This is a genomic window from uncultured Tepidimonas sp. (assembly GCF_938045175.1).
GTDB lineage: Bacteria > Pseudomonadota > Gammaproteobacteria > Burkholderiales > Burkholderiaceae_C > Tepidimonas.
Genome location: NZ_CALIND010000078.1, coordinates 1 through 14,665 on the forward strand (window position 1 = coordinate 1; position 14,665 = coordinate 14,665).

A 14,665-nucleotide genomic window follows, 5' to 3' on the forward strand; every position below is an offset into this window, starting at 1 on the left:
GACGTCGCGGATCAATGCAATCGTCCGGGACCTGACACCTAACATTTTACCCTGCCGAGGTGACGGTTGGGGCGCCGCCCGTTTTGCGCTTGGCCCGCACGAAGGCCAGCAGCCGGGTCAACAGGTCATCCTGCGCCAGCAAGCGCGCGCGGGCGCTGTGCGCGACGTCGCGCCAGCACCGCAGCGTGTTGGTGGTCAACGGCGGCGGTTCAACGCCGGGCACGCCGTTCCACGCGCGCATCCACGCGCTCCAGTCGTCGGGCGCGTCCAGCCAGTCCAGAAAAGCGTCCAGCTTGGCGTGGTGGGCGCCGTCGTCCTGGGGGTAGAGTTGCCACAAAAAGGGCTGGCCCGCCCACAGCGCCCGCACGAGCGAATCTTCACCGCGCACCAGATTGAGGTCGCAGGCCCACAGGCGCTCATCGAACGCCGGTTGTGGCACGCTCTCCAGCACGCGCATTCGCGCCCCCGCAGGCAGCGCAGGGGCCAACGCCTGCCACGCCGCGGCGCTGCGGCCCGCGGCCACCAGCCACTGTGCGTGTGTCAGCGCCGGCTGTGCTACCAGCCGCGGCAGGGCGGCTGGCTCGTAGCAAAACAAGCTTACCCACGGCCCGCAGGGGGCGCTGCTCTGGCGGCAGGTGTGGGCGCGCCAGGCCGCCGCGTCGAACGCCCGTTGGCGCGCCATCAGGTCGGCCTCGCGCAGCAGCCCGCCCGTGACGGGTGTGAAACCGGGGAAGAAAAACCACTTGGTTCGGCTCGCCAGCGGGCCATGACAAACGGGCGAGGGCAGTCCATGGCTGCGCGCGACCCACGGCTCGGCGCTGAGGTATTCCAGGTTGAGCCAGACGCTGGGTTGGCCATCGCGGGCCAGCGGGGGCAGCAGGGCCGCGACCCATTCGTCGGGTACGTGGCAGCCAAAGGCCTCGATCAGCACGTCGCCTGGCGGTACGCCCGGTGGTGCAGCGGGTGGTTGGCTTGCCGCGTGCGCCGCCGGCCATGCGTGCACGGTCACGCCCGCCACGCCGCCCGTGCGCGCACCGGGTGCCATCCAGTCCAGGGCGCTGGCGTCGTCGATCCACAGGCGCACGCGCTGGCCCGCAGCCGCGAGTTGTCGGCACAGGCGCCAGCACACGCCGACGTCGCCCCAGTTGTCGATGACGTGGCAAAACACGTCCCAGGTGAGCGCACAATCGGCGGCGGTGTCAGCATCGAGATCGGACATGTCAGGGCAGCATTCGGATGCATTGTTGCGGGCAGTGGCGGCGTTGCCGTCGCTGCCTGGGGTTTACCGCTACTACGACGCGGCGGGTAACCTGCTGTACGTGGGCAAGGCGCGCGACCTGAAAAAGCGGGTCAGCAGTTATTTTCAGAAAACGCACGACGGCACCCGCATCGGGCATATGGTCAGCCAGATCGCGCGTCTGGAGACGACGGTGGTGCGCTCCGAAGCCGAGGCGCTGCTGCTGGAAAACAACCTCATCAAGACGCAGCAGCCGCGCTACAACATTCTGTTTCGCGACGACAAGAGCTACCCCTATCTGCGGCTGAGCGCGAGCACCTGGGTGCCGGAGGCGCCGCAGGCGGGACGAGTGCCGGGAGTGCCCAACCCTGACCATTATCCGCGCATGTCGTACTACCGGGGGGCGGTGGATCGACGGCACCAGTACTTCGGCCCCTACCCGAGCGCTTGGGCGGTGAAGGAAACCATCGCGCTGCTGCAGAAGGTCTTTCGGCTGCGCACTTGTGAGGACACGGTGTTTGCGCACCGCACACGGCCGTGCCTGCTGTATCAGATCAAACGCTGCAGCGGCCCGTGCGTGGGTTTGATCAGTCCGGCCGAGTACGCCGCCGACGTGCGCGCGGCCAGCGCCTTCCTCAACGGCGAGAGCCAGACGGTGCTGGCCGAGTTGGAGGCGCGCATGTTCGCGCACGCCGAGCGGCTGGCATTCGAGCAGGCGGCCGAGGTGCGCAACCAGATCACGGCGCTGTCGCGGGTGCTGCACCAGCAGGCGATGGAAAGCCACGACGACCAGGATGTGGACATCCTGGCGGTGCGGGTGCAGGGTGGGCGCGCCTGTGTCAACCTGGCCATGGTGCGCGGCGGCCGCCACTTGGGCGACCGCCCTTCGTTTCCCACCCACGTAGAGGATGGCGCGGCTCTGGCCGACCCGGAGCAGTGCGCATCGGTGGAGCAGCGGGTGCTGGAAGCCTTCATCGCCCAGCACTACACACAGGTGCCGCCACCCCCCGTGCTGGTGTTGGGCGCGCCGGTGGACGAGGCGCTGCTGGCCGCGCTGTCGGAGCAAAGCGGCGTGCGCGTGCGCGGGGTGTGGCACCCGCGCGAGCAGCGCCGGCAGTGGCTGGAGATGGCGCAGCAAAACGCCGACTTGCAATTGGCCCGGCTGCTGGCCGAGGAGGGGTCGCAGCAGGCGCGCACGCGTGCGCTGGCCGAGGCGCTGGGGCTGCCCACCGACCCGCCCGAAGCGCTGGCCGCGCTGCGCATCGAGTGCTTCGACATCTCGCACACCGCGGGCGAGGCGACCATGGCGTCGTGCGTGGTGTTCGAGGGGCACCAGATGCAGCCCGCGCAGTACCGGCGCTACGCGATCGAGGGCATCACCCCGGGTGACGACTACGCGGCCATGCGCCAGGTGCTGCAGCGCCGCTACGGCAAGCTGGCCGCCGCGTTGGCGGATACCGGCGGCGATGGCGCATTGGGCGCCGAGCCAGCGCGCGTGCGCGGCGAGGCGCGGCTGCCCGATATCGTGCTCATCGATGGTGGCGTGGGCCAGGTGGGCGTGGCGCGCGAGGTGTTCGTGGCGCTGGGGCTGGACCCGGCGCGCCTGGTTGGCGTGGAAAAGGGCGAGGGACGCAAGGTGGGGCGGGAGGAACTCGTTTTCGCCGATGGGCGCGACAAAATCACGCTCCCCCCCGATTCGGCGGCACTGATGCTGGTGGCCCAGATTCGGGACGAAGCGCACCGGTTCGCGATCACCGGTATGCGCGCGCGCCGGGCCCGCACGCGCACCGGCGGCAGCCGGCTGGAGGATATTCCGGGCGTCGGCCCCAAGCGGCGCGCGCGGCTGCTGGCGCGCTTTGGCGGCGTGCGCGGGGTGGCCGCGGCCAGTGTCGAGGACCTGGCCAGCGTCGAAGGCATTTCGCTGGAGCTGGCGCAGACCATCTACCGCGCACTGCACGGATAAACCCGCATAATCCGAGTCCATGTTTTTCAACCTGCCCACCCTGCTGACCTGGGCGCGCATCGCGGCCATTCCGCTCATCGTGGCGGTGTTTCACTGGCCGGGGCTGTTGCCCGTGACGCAGAACCTGCTGGCCACGGGGCTGTTCATCGTGTTTGCCCTGACCGACTGGGCCGACGGTTACTTGGCGCGGCGGCTCAACCAAACGTCGGCGTTCGGCGCCTTTCTGGACCCGGTAGCCGACAAGTTTTTGGTCTGTGCCTGTGTGCTCGAGCTGGTGCATCTGGGGCGCGTGCACGTGTTCGTGGCGCTCATCATCATCGGGCGCGAAATCGCCATCTCGGCCCTGCGCGAATGGATGGCGCAAATCGGCGCGGTGCGCAGCGTGGCGGTGCACATGGTGGGCAAGGCCAAGACGGCCACGCAGATGGTGGCCATCCCGTTTCTGCTCTATGACGGCGTGGTGCTGGGGGTGGACACGCGCTGGTGGGGGACGGTGCTGATCTGGGCCGCGGCCGTGCTGACCGTATGGTCGATGGTGTACTACCTGAGCAAAGCCATTCCCGAGATCCGGGCCCGTACCCGCTGAAGCCCCGCGCCCCGGCTGACCATGACCGCCGCCGACTCCCCCTGGATCCGCGCCATGCCGGCGGTGTTCGTGCTCATTTGGAGCACGGGCTTCATCGTGGCGCGCTACGGCATGCCGCATGCGCCGCCAATGACGTTTCTGGTCTGGCGGTATGCCTTGTCGATCGCGTGTTTTGGCGTCTGGATCGCGCTGGCGCGGGTCCCATGGCCGCGCGGCGCGGTGCAGTGGGGGCATCTGGCCGTGACTGGGGTGCTGATGCACGCGGGCTATTTGGGCGGCGTATGGGCGGCGGTCAAGGCGGGAATGGGGGCAGGCCTGTCGGCCCTGATCGTGGGTCTGCAGCCGGTGCTGACGGCGTTGTGGTTGGCCGGCACCGGCGGGCGCGTTTCGGCGCGTCATTGGCTGGGGCTGGCGTTGGGCTTCGTGGGGCTGGTGCTGGTGGTGTGGCACAAGCTGGGGGCTGGGTCGCCCGGTGATACTGCCAACGCGGAAAATCTGGCGTACGCCATTGGCGCGTTGCTCGCGATCACCAGCGGCACGTTGTACCAAAAGCGCTTTTTGGCGCCCTGCGACGTGCGCACCGCCAATACGGTGCAGCTGGCGGCGGCACTGCTGGTCACGCTGCCGCTGGCGTGGGCCGAGGCCGAGCCGATGCGCTGGAATGCCGAGTCTGTCGGTGCCATGGCGTGGTCGGTGCTGGGGCTGACGTTGGGGGGCAGCTCGCTGCTGTACCTGCTGATCCAGCGCGGCGCGGCGGCGTCCGTCTCCAGCTTGATGTACCTGGTGCCACCGTGCACTGCGGCTTTGGCCTGGCTGTTGTTTGGTGAGCCGGTCACGCTGACCACGCTGATCGGCACGGCGCTGACCGCTGCCGGCGTAGCACTGGTGGTGCGCGCCAGCCGGGGATCCTGAGCGTTCGATCTGGAGGGGCCCATGCCCATGTCTGCACCCCATCGCATCGCCGTCATCGCCGGAGACGGCATTGGCGTCGAAGTCATGCCCGAAGGGCTGCGCGTGCTGCAGGCCGCGGCCGAGCGCTTCGGCATCGCGCTGGTGTTCGATCACTTCGACTTTGCCTGTTGGCCCTACTACGAGCGCCACGGACAGATGCTGCCCAACGATTGGCAGGAGCGCATCGGCGGACACGACGCGATCTTCTTCGGCGCCGTCGGCTGGCCCGAAAAGATCCCGGACCACGTATCGCTATGGGGCTCGCTGCTGCAGTTTCGGCGCACCTTCGACCAGTACGTCAACCTGCGCCCAGCGCGGCTGATGCCGGGCATACGGTCACCTCTGGTGCGGCGCGACGGTAGTGCGCGCGCGCCGGGTGAGATCGACATGTTGATCGTGCGCGAAAACACCGAGGGCGAATACTCCAGCATTGGCGGGCGCATGTTCGAGGGCACCGAACGTGAGATCGTGTTGCAAGAGACGGTCATGACCCGCCACGGCGTCGACCGTGTGCTGCGCTACGCGTTCGAGCAAGCGCGCCGCCGCCCGCGCAAACGCCTGACCAGCGCCACCAAGTCCAACGGCATCGCCATCACCATGCCGTACTGGGACGAGCGGGTACGCGCGATCGCCGCGGAGTATCCGGACGTGACGGTCGATCAGTTTCACATCGACATCCTGACGGCGCACTTCGTGCAGCGGCCTGAGCATTTCGACGTGGTGGTGGCGAGCAACCTGTTCGGCGACATCCTCAGCGATTTGGGGCCGGCGTGTACCGGCACCATCGGCATCGCCCCGTCGGCCAACCTGAACCCCGAGCGGCGCTTCCCCTCGCTGTTCGAGCCCGTGCACGGCTCGGCACCCGACATCGCGGGCCGCGGCATCGCCAACCCGATCGGCCAGATTTGGTCCGGCGCGCTGATGCTGGATTTTCTGGGCTACCGCGACGCACACGATGCCATCGTGCGCGCCATCGAGGCGGTGCTCGACCCGGGCAGCGGTGGGCCGCGCACCCCGGACATCGGTGGCAGCGCCCGCACGCAGGATGTCGGGCGGGCCATCGAGGAGGCATTGCGCAGTGGCGTTTGATGCGTGCGCTCGATGCGCGTGCCGTGGGTAGAATACGCGGCTTTTTGCGGCGCCACGGTCCGCGCCGTCTGCAGGAGCAACCCCGCATGAACAAAGCACAACTGATCGACCACATCGCCGAAAAAGCTGACCTGACGCGCCAGCAAGCCGCGCGGGCGTTGGATGCCTTCACCTCTGCCGTCACGACGGCGCTGGCCCAGGGTGGCGATGTGACCCTGGTTGGATTTGGCTCGTTCGTGGTGGACGAACGCGCTGCGCGCAAGGGGCGCAATCCGAAGACGGGCGAGACGGTCGAGATCGCTGCGGCTAAAATGCCGAAATTCCGTCCGGGCAAGGCGCTCAAGGACGCCGTGAACGGATGACTGCTGCCGCGGCCGGTGTGCAGTGACCGGCCCGCGATGCAACGGGTGCTTAGCTCAGTTGGTAGAGCGTCGCCCTTACAAGGCGAATGTCGGCGGTTCGAACCCGTCAGCACCCACCACCCAACCCCCGAGCGCAGGCCATGTTCGACGTTTTCCGCAACAACATGAAAGTGCTGATGGCGCTGCTCATGTTGTTGATCATCCCTTCGTTCGTCTTCTTCGGCATCGAGGGGTACACCCGTTTTCGGGACGCCTCCGAACCCGTGGCGCGCGTCGGCAGCGAGCGCATCACCCGCACCGAATGGGACGCAGCCCACCGGCGCGAAGTCGAGCGGCTCAGTGCCGCCATGCCGGGGCTGGATCGCGCCTTGTTGGAGGGCGACGACAGCCGACGTGCGACGCTGCAGCGCTTGCTCGATGAGCGCGTGCTGGCCCGCGCGGCGCAGGACATGCGGCTGGTGACCACCGATCGCCGGCTGGCGGCCGAATTGTTGCGCGACCCCACCATCGCGCAACTGCGCAAGCCCGACGGCAGCCTGGACGTGCAGCGCTACCAAGACCTGTTGCGGTCGCAAGGCCTGACGGCCGAGCAGTTCGAGGCCAGCGTGCGCGCCGAGCTCGCGCGCGACAGCGTCACCCGCATCGTGCGCGACAGCGCCTTCATGCCCAGGGCGCTGGCCGACTGGGCGACGCAGGCCTTTTTCGAGCGGCGCGAGGTAGCGCTGGCGACGTTCCGGCCGGCGGATTTTGCAGCCGCCGTGCGTGTGACGGATGACGAGCTACAGACGTTTTATCAGCAGCACGCCGACGACTTTCGCACCCCCGAGCAGGCGCGCATCGAGTACGTGGTGCTCGATCTGGAAGCGGTGGCCGCGCGCGTTGCCGTCACCGAAGACGATCTGCGCGCCTATTACCAGCAAAATGTGGCCGATACCACGCGCGCCGAGCAACGGCGCGCCGCGCACATCCTGCTGCAGCTCGACCCCAAGGCGTCGGAGGCGGACAAGACGCGGGTGCGCGCTGAGGCGCAGCAACTGCTGGCCGAGCTGCGCCGCGACCCGAGCCGCTTTGCCGAGCTGGCGCGTGCCCGCTCGCAAGACCCGGGTTCTGCAGCCAAAGGGGGCGATTTGGACTGGTTTGGGCGCGGGGCAATGGTCAAACCCTTCGAGGACGCCGTCTTCGCGCTGCAGAAGGGGCAAATCTCGGACATCGTCGAGACCGACTTCGGTCTGCACATCATCCAGTTGATCGATGTGCGACGGCCCGCGCCCGAGCCGTTCGAGAAGGCGCGCCCACGCATCGAAGCCGAGCTGCGCCGCCAGCTCGCGCAGCGGCAGTTTGCGGAAAGCGCCGAGCGCTTCAGCAATCTGGTGTACGAGCAGGCGGACTCCCTGGAGCCGGTGGCGCGCGAGCTGGGCGTACCTGTGCGGCAGGCGACCGTCGAGCGCACGGGGCCGGTGGGGGAGGCAGACGCCGTGCTGCGCGAGCCGGCCGTGCTGCGTGCGGTGTTCAACGAGGAGGCCTTGGGTCAAAAGCGCAACAGCCCCGCGATCGAGCTCGGCGGCAACCGTCTGGTGTCGGTGCGCGTGGTCGAGCACCGGCCGGCGCAGCGCCAGCCCTTCGAGGCCGTGGCGGCCCAGGTGCGCCAGCGCATCGTGCAGGAGCGCGCGCGTGCCGCGGCGCTGGAGGCCGCACGGCAGGCGCATGCGCAATGGCCGGCGCAGCCGAATGCGGCCAGCGGACTGCGGGCGCCGGTGCTCGTGTCCCGTCAGGCGGCGCAGGGCTTGCCGCCCGCCGCCGTGCGGGCCGCGCTGAGTGCGCGGCTCGATGGCGACGCCCCGGCCTGGGTGCTGGTCGATCTGGGGCCGGAGGGCGCTGCGGTGATGCGCGTGCGGCGCGGCCCGGCGCGCGATACCCCGGACGCGTTGCAGCAACGCAACGAGCGGCAAGAACTCGCCCGCCTGTGGGGCGAGGGGGCTGCGCGCGCCTACCTGGCCGCGTTGCGTCAGCGCTATGAGGCGGAAATCCTGGTCAAATAAGACGAGACCCAGGTCCTGGGCCAATGAGGCCCAGATCGGCGCTATAATTTTGGCTTCTACGGTGGCTGTAGCTCAGTTGGTAGAGTCCCAGATTGTGATTCTGGTTGTCGTGGGTTCGAGTCCCATCAGCCACCCCACCGATTTCCATCAGATAAAAGCCCCATCTGGGGCTTTTTTTGTATCTCGACGCTGCACACCATCATGGCCAAAGGCATGATCCTGGCCGCGGGACAGGGAACCCGCGTGCGCCCGCTGACCAAAGACCTCCCCAAACCGATGGTGCCGATCCTCGGCAAACCGGTCATGGAGTATTTGATTGAGCAGCTCGCCGCGCACGGGGTGCGCGAGATCATGGTCAACGTGGCGTGGAATCACCACAAGATCGAGCAGTATTTTCGTGATGGGCACCGCTGGGGGGTCGAGATCGGTTACTCCTACGAAGGGGTGTACGAGCACGGCGACATCCTGCCGCGGCCGCTGGGCTCGGCCGGTGGCATGAAGCACATACAGGATTTCAGCGGCTTCTTCGACGAGACGACCATCGTGCTGTGCGGCGACGCGCTGGTCGATCTGGACATCACCGCGGCGCTGGCCGAGCACCGCGCCAAAGGGGCGCTGGCCACGGTCGTCACGCTGGACGTGCCGCGCGACCAGGTCAGCAACTACGGCATCGTGGTGGCCGACGCCGACGGACGCGTGCGCTCCTTCCAGGAAAAGCCCCGGCCCGAGGAGGCGCGCTCGACCCTGGCCAGCACCGGTATCTACATTTTCGAGCCGGCCGTGCTGGACTTGGTGCCGTCCGGTCAGGTGTTCGACATCGGCAGTCAGCTCTTTCCGCTGCTGGTGGAGCGCGACTTGCCGTTTTATGCGCAGAGTCGGCCGTTTCACTGGATCGATATCGGTCGGGTGAGCGACTACTGGTCGGTGCTGCAGCGCGTGCTGCGCGGCGAGATCGAGCGCATGCGCATGCCGGGCAAAGAAATCCGCCCGGGCGTGTGGGTCGGGCTCAATACCCGCATCGATGTCGACCGGGTGCAGATCACGGGGCCGGTCTACATCGGGTCGAGCACGCGGCTCGATCCCGGCTGCTCGATCGTGGGCCCCGCGTGGATCGGCCATGGCTGCCACCTGAGCGCGGGTTCGCGGGTCGAGCGCAGCGTGCTGTTCGAGTACACCCGCATCGGCGCAGGCATGTTGTTTCAGGACATGATCGTCTCGCCCAGCTACTGCGTGGACCGCCATGGCCGCGCCACCTACGTGGGCGACGACCGCTGCCCGCTGCGCTGGGGCGACGCGCGCGCCTGATCAATCGCGCGCTGGACGCAGCACGGTCCACGCCAGCGTGACCGTGCTCGAGGCCAGCAGCGCGCCCACGAAGGGGGCCAGCGTCGGCACGTTGGCCGGGAAGGTGGCGGCGTGGATGCCCGCGGCGACGCTGCCGCTGGCGATCGCATCGGGCAGGACGGCGCCCACCAGACCCGCCAGTGCTCCCGTCAGGGCCGCGCCGCGGGGCGTGCGGCGCCACAGGGCCAGCAGCAGCGGAACCACGGCTGTGGCGCACAGCAAGTCGGCGATCAAAAACAGCCGCAGCACCGACAGCCCTTGCCAGGCGACGGCGATCACTGGCACCATGAGCAGAACCGTGGCCCAGCGCGCCCCAGGCAGCGATGCGTCGCGCCGTTGCGAAACCAGCAGCGCCGCGATGGCGTTTTGCAGCGTGTCCACCGACGAGGCGACGAGCGTGACCGCCAGCAACAGCACGGGGGCGACCACCCAGGCGGGGGCGTGCTGGACGAGCGCGAAAAACGGCATGGGCGGCTGGCCCAGTGGCAGGCCCTGGCGCGCCGCCCACATGCCCAGTGCGCCGACCAGCGCGATGGCCGCCGCCGTGCCCAGCGCCCCCAGCCACGCGCCGCGGTGCAGCGCGGCCGTGCTGTCGGCCGACCAGACCCGCTGCCAATAGCCCTGGTGAAAGACGTTGGCGGCGGTGACGGCGATGACGAGGGTCAGCGCGACCGACAGTCCCACCGACAGGGGCGCCGAGGCAGGGGCGGTCGGCTCGCCGCGCGGCTGCGGCGGCTGCTGGCCGATGACCAGCGCGACCAGGGCCAGCAGCGCCAGCAGCAGCCAGCCTTGCCAGCGGTCGGTGGCCAGGCTGGCGCGCAGGCCACCCCAGGTGGTGTAGGTCAGCGTCACGGCGGCCACCGCCAGCACCGCCCAGCGGCCGTCGGCGCCGGTCAGCAGCGTCACGATGGCGCCCACGGCGGTCAGCTCCGCGGTCACGAAGCACAGCATGTACAGCAGCGACAGCACCAGCACCCAGCCGCGCATGAGCGGGCCGAAGCGCTCGCCGGCCAAGTCTGTCAGGCTGCGTCCCGTGGGCAGCGAGCGTCGGATGGCAGCCCCGCACCACGCCAGCACCAAAAAGGGCAGCGCCGCGCCGATGGCGTAGCCCGCCAGCGCCACTGGGCCGACGAAGGCCCCGATTTCGGGGGGTACGAACAGGATCCACGCGCCCAGCCCCGAGGCCAAAAACGACCACGCCAGCGTGCCCGCGCGCTGCGAGCCGCGGGCGGTCAGGTAGTCGTCGAGGGGGGCGTTGGCGGTGCGGGCGCGCAGCCCGACCCACAAAAAGACAATCAGAGCCGCGCCCACGGCGGCCATCGGCATCCAGGTCATGTCGCGCTTCCTCCGCCGGTGCGAACCGGATCAGGTTCCAGGGTCTGGGCGTCGGCCCCCATGGCCTGCGGCCCACTCTCAGCCCGTACCGTCCCGGCTAGGACGCACCGCGGGCTCCCCTGGCGACTGTCGAAGCCCCATTCTAGGGCGTGTTGCGCAGCACCAGCTTCCCCATCACCCGGCGCTGGGCCATCAGAGCGTAGGCCTGGGGCAGTTCGGTCATTGGCAGCACGCGATCGATGACCGGTTTGATGTGCCCTTGGAGATACCACTGTGCCAGCGTCTGCAGCATGGCTGCGTTGGCCGTGGGCTCGCGGCGGGCGAACTCACCCCAGAATACCCCGACCAGCGATGCCCCCTTGAGCAGTGGCAGGTTCAGCGGCAAGCTGGGGATCGGGCCGGCGGCAAACCCGATGACCAGATAGCGGCCACGCCAGGCGATCGAGCGCAACGCCGGCTCGGCCAAGTCACCCCCCACTGGATCGACGATCACATCCGGCCCGTGGCCTTCGGTCAGGCGCTTGAGCTCGTCGCGAAAGCCACCGCTGGCGCCGTGCAGGGAGTAGTCGATGGTCGCGTCCGCTCCCAATCGCTGCGCCAGCGCGCACTTCTCGGCGCTGGAGGCGGCGGCGATCACCCGCGCGCCCGCGTGTTTGGCGATCTGGATCGCCGCCGTGCCGATACCGCCGGCTGCGCCCAGCACGAGCACCGTCTCGCCGGGCTGCAGCGCGCCGCGGTCGAGCAGCGCGTGGTACGACGTCCCGTAGGTCATGATGAAGGCGGCGGCATCGGTCAGGTCGAAACCCTCGGGCAGCGGGATGCAGCGCTGCGCCGGTGCCAGCGTATGCGTGCCAAAGCCCCCCGTGCCCGTCAGGCAGGCGATCGGCTGGCCTGGCTGCAGCCCGGTGACGCCCGGGCCTGTCGCGCGCACGATGCCGGCGTACTCCGACCCCGGCACGAAGGGCTGCGGAGGCTTGAACTGGTACTTGTTCTGCACGATGAGCAGGTCCGGGAAGTTCAGGCTCGCCGCGGCGATCTCGATCAGCACCTCGCCGGGCCCGGGTGTCGGGGTGGGCAGTTCTTTCCATTGCAGCGCGTCGACGCCGACGGGGTTTTCGCACAGCCAAGCGTGCATGGGAGTCTCCTTCGGATGATGGGTGGGCGCGATCATAGGGCGCGCGCCCGTCGCGGCGCTGTCGCACAGGTGCATGGCATGGGCCCTACAATCGACCGGCATGAAGATCCTGCTCTGCAACGACGACGGCTACCAAGCGCCGGGCATCGTGGCGCTGGCGCAGGCGCTGTCGGCGTTCGCCGAGGTCGAGGTCGTGGCGCCCGAGCACAACAACAGCGCCAAGTCCAACGCGCTCACCCTCAACGCGCCGCTGTATGTGCACCGGGCGGCCCCCGGGGTGCGCTACGTCAACGGCACACCGGCGGACTGCGTGCACATCGCGCTCACGGGCCTGTTGGACTACCGGCCGGACTTGGTCGTCTCGGGCATCAACAACGGCGCCAACATGGGCGACGACACGATCTACTCCGGCACCGTCGGCGCAGCGATGGAAGGGTATTTGTTCGGCATTCCCGGTATCGCGTTCTCACTCACCGAAAAGGGCTGGGCGCACCTGGACGGCGCGGCGGCGCTGGCTGCCGAGCTGGTGCGCACGCTGCAACCCGCGGCCGAGGCGCACCGGCGTGCCATGGCCGATACGCCGCCCGATGCGGCGCACCCAGGACCGTGGCTGCTCAATGTCAACATCCCCAGTCTGCCGCGCGCGGCGATCCGCGGCTTCAAGGTCGCGCGCCTGGGGCGTCGGCACGCGGCCGAGCCCGTCATCACCCAAGTCAACCCGCGCGGCGAGACGATGTACTGGATCGGTGCCGCCGGTCCCGCCAAGGACGATGCGGAAGGCACCGACTTTCACGCCACGCGGCAGGGCTACGTCTCGATCACGCCGCTGCAGATCGACCTGACCGACCATGCCCGCCTGGCCTACTGGGCGCAGACGGCGGCCGCGCTTTCTGCTGCGGGTGGATACGGTGACGCGCGCGAAGGGGCGGCGGCACGGGCTGCTGCGGGAGACGCCCGCCCATGGTGATGCCCAGGCCGCCGCGCCCCAGCCCGACGGCGCCCAGCGGGGGGCGGCCGCCGCGGCCGCGCTTCCCGGCGACCTTGCCCGTGGGGCCCAGCGTGGGGATGGGCGGCCGCCCGGCGTCCGCCGCAGCGGCGCGGGCCCAGACCGCCGTGCCGCCCGCGGTGGCCGGGGTGGGGTTGGATTCGGCGGCCGTGCGCCAGGCCATGGTGCGGCGGCTGGCGCAGCAAGGGGTGACGCAGCCGGCGGTGCTGCAGGCGTTCGAGCGGGTCGAGCGGCATTGCTTCGTCGATTCTGGGTTGGCCGCCCAGGCGTACGAGGACACGAGCCTGCCCATCGGCTGGGGGCAGACGATTTCCAAGCCCAGCGTGGTGGCCCGCATGCTCGAATTGTTGTGCGAGGGGCAGACCCTGCCGCTGGGGCGCGTGCTCGAGATCGGCACGGGTTGCGGCTATCAGGCGGCGCTGCTGTCGCACCTATGCCGCGAGGTCTACAGCATGGAGCGGCTGCGCGCGCTGCACGAGCGCGCGCGCGACAACCTGCGCCCGATGCGCATTCCCAACGTCCATTTGATTTTTGGCGATGGGATGCTGGGCTACCCGAAAGGGGCACCGTATGCGGGCATCATCGCCGCGGCGGGTGGGGAATCCATCCCGGCGGCATGGCTGGAGCAGCTGGCCGTGGGGGCGCGGCTGGTCGCGCCCGCCGAGCTGCAGTCGGGTCAGCAAAGCCTGGTGGTGGTGCAGCGCAGCGCGCACGGTTTCGAGCGGCGCGTGCTCGAGGGGGTCCGGTTCGTCCCCCTAAAATCGGGGACTGCATGACCGAGGACGAAAACGCTGCGATGAATGCCCTACGCCCCCCGTCTGTGGCCGTGATCACCCCTTTGCTGCCTGCGCGTGTGCTGGGCGCGTCCTTGGCCGCGCTGGCGGTGCTGTTGGCCGGTTGCGCGGCGCCCCAAAAGCCCGTGCCGCGGCAGGCACCGGTGGTCGACCGGGCGCCAGGGGTGGCCGGCGGCCCGGCGAGCGCGTCTGCGGGGGCGTCCACCACGCCGGCCGCTGCCGCGCCCGGCAGCGAAAACGCTGGCAAGCCGGGGTACTACACGGTGCGACCTGGCGATACGCTCTATCGCATCGGGCTGGAGCACGGGCAGAGCTGGCGCGACATCGCGGCCTGGAACGGCCTGACCAACCCCAACCTGATCGAGGTGGGGCAGGTGTTGCGCGTGGTGCCCCCCGGAGCCGTGCCCGCAGCCGCAGGTGCGAATACGGCAGGCACGAATACCGCTGGCGTCACCACCCAGCCCGTGCCAGGGGCCAGTGTGCAGCCGCGGCCGCTGGATGCGAGCCCGGCGGCCCCATCTGCCACTGCGGCCCGCACGCCCGCGGCGCCGGCGACGACGGCGGCAAATGGTGGCAGTCCACCGGCTCCTGCGGCGTCCGCGCCCGCAGCCACGGGTACCGATACGATCGCGCTCATCTGGCCGGCCAAGGGGCCCGTGCTCTACACCTTCGATGAGACGCGCAGCAAGGGGGTTGGCATCGGTGGGCGCGCGGGCGACCCCGTACTGGCGGCCGCTGACGGGCGCGTGGTCTATGCCGGCTCCGACCTGCGTGGCTATGGCAACCTGATCATCCTCAAGCACAACAACACCTACCTGACGGCC

General features: G+C 69.4%; 13 protein-coding genes, 2 tRNA genes and 1 riboswitch. Of the genes, 12 read left to right on the top strand and 3 right to left on the bottom strand.

Going from position 1 to position 14,665, the window contains the following annotated elements:
• Nucleotides 1-46: 46 nt before the first annotated feature.
• Entirely contained in the window at nucleotides 47-1,219 is a 1,173-nt protein-coding gene (gene earP, locus Q0716_RS03975) for an elongation factor P maturation arginine rhamnosyltransferase EarP (protein ID WP_299019927.1), read from the bottom strand.
• On the opposite strand from earP, the gene uvrC reads away from it, so the two are divergent.
• The 9 genes from uvrC to Q0716_RS04020 all read left to right on the top strand — a co-directional run bounded on the left by uvrC (nucleotide 1,218) and on the right by Q0716_RS04020 (nucleotide 9,532).
• Nucleotides 1,218-3,200, top strand: a complete 1,983-nt coding sequence (gene uvrC, locus Q0716_RS03980; protein WP_299019930.1) for an excinuclease ABC subunit UvrC — start codon at nucleotides 1,218-1,220, stop codon at nucleotides 3,198-3,200. The two genes, earP and uvrC, sit on opposite strands and share 2 nt — an antisense overlap.
• A gap of 19 nt (nucleotides 3,201-3,219) precedes the next feature.
• A complete protein-coding gene (gene pgsA, locus Q0716_RS03985) occupies nucleotides 3,220-3,786 on the top strand; it encodes a CDP-diacylglycerol--glycerol-3-phosphate 3-phosphatidyltransferase (RefSeq protein ID WP_299019932.1) in 567 nt (188 codons plus the stop codon).
• A gap of 21 nt (nucleotides 3,787-3,807) precedes the next feature.
• Entirely contained in the window at nucleotides 3,808-4,698 is an 891-nt protein-coding gene (locus Q0716_RS03990; protein ID WP_299019937.1) for a DMT family transporter, read from the top strand.
• A 27-nt stretch (nucleotides 4,699-4,725) separates the two neighbouring features.
• Complete coding sequence (locus Q0716_RS03995; RefSeq protein ID WP_299019953.1) at nucleotides 4,726-5,826, top strand: tartrate dehydrogenase; 1,101 nt, start codon at nucleotides 4,726-4,728, stop codon at nucleotides 5,824-5,826.
• A gap of 68 nt (nucleotides 5,827-5,894) precedes the next feature.
• Nucleotides 5,895-6,188, top strand: a complete 294-nt coding sequence (locus Q0716_RS04000) for an HU family DNA-binding protein (protein ID WP_299019956.1) — start codon at nucleotides 5,895-5,897, stop codon at nucleotides 6,186-6,188.
• A 43-nt stretch (nucleotides 6,189-6,231) separates the two neighbouring features.
• Nucleotides 6,232-6,307: transfer RNA gene (locus Q0716_RS04005), tRNA-Val, on the top strand.
• A gap of 21 nt (nucleotides 6,308-6,328) precedes the next feature.
• Nucleotides 6,329-8,227, top strand: coding sequence for a SurA N-terminal domain-containing protein (locus tag Q0716_RS04010; protein ID WP_299019939.1), 1,899 nt, complete (start codon nucleotides 6,329-6,331; stop codon nucleotides 8,225-8,227).
• 61 nt (nucleotides 8,228-8,288) lie between these two features.
• Nucleotides 8,289-8,364: transfer RNA gene (locus Q0716_RS04015), tRNA-His, on the top strand.
• 64 nt (nucleotides 8,365-8,428) lie between these two features.
• Entirely contained in the window at nucleotides 8,429-9,532 is a 1,104-nt protein-coding gene (locus Q0716_RS04020; RefSeq protein ID WP_299019941.1) for an NDP-sugar synthase, read from the top strand.
• Here the strand turns inward: Q0716_RS04020 and Q0716_RS04025 are convergent, their stop codons facing one another.
• Complete coding sequence (locus Q0716_RS04025) at nucleotides 9,533-10,906, bottom strand: sodium:solute symporter (RefSeq protein ID WP_299019943.1); 1,374 nt, start codon at nucleotides 10,904-10,906, stop codon at nucleotides 9,533-9,535.
• Nucleotides 10,896-11,037, bottom strand: a riboswitch (TPP riboswitch). It overlaps the preceding gene by 11 nt.
• An 11-nt stretch (nucleotides 11,038-11,048) precedes the next feature.
• Complete coding sequence (locus tag Q0716_RS04030; RefSeq protein WP_299019945.1) at nucleotides 11,049-12,041, bottom strand: NADPH:quinone oxidoreductase family protein; 993 nt, start codon at nucleotides 12,039-12,041, stop codon at nucleotides 11,049-11,051.
• A 100-nt stretch (nucleotides 12,042-12,141) separates the two neighbouring features.
• On the opposite strand from Q0716_RS04030, the gene surE reads away from it, so the two are divergent.
• From surE to Q0716_RS04045, 3 genes are all read left to right on the top strand, one after another.
• The gene (surE, locus tag Q0716_RS04035) at nucleotides 12,142-13,008 is read left to right on the top strand and encodes a 5'/3'-nucleotidase SurE (RefSeq protein WP_299019949.1); all 867 of its coding nucleotides are present in this window, start codon (nucleotides 12,142-12,144) and stop codon (nucleotides 13,006-13,008) included.
• Nucleotides 13,009-13,106: 98 nt separating this feature from the next.
• Complete coding sequence (locus Q0716_RS04040; protein WP_299019958.1) at nucleotides 13,107-13,823, top strand: protein-L-isoaspartate(D-aspartate) O-methyltransferase; 717 nt, start codon at nucleotides 13,107-13,109, stop codon at nucleotides 13,821-13,823.
• The coding region (locus Q0716_RS04045) for a LysM peptidoglycan-binding domain-containing protein (protein ID WP_299019951.1) at nucleotides 13,820-14,665 on the top strand (846 nt) is incomplete at its 3' end. The genes Q0716_RS04040 and Q0716_RS04045, both read left to right, overlap by 4 nt.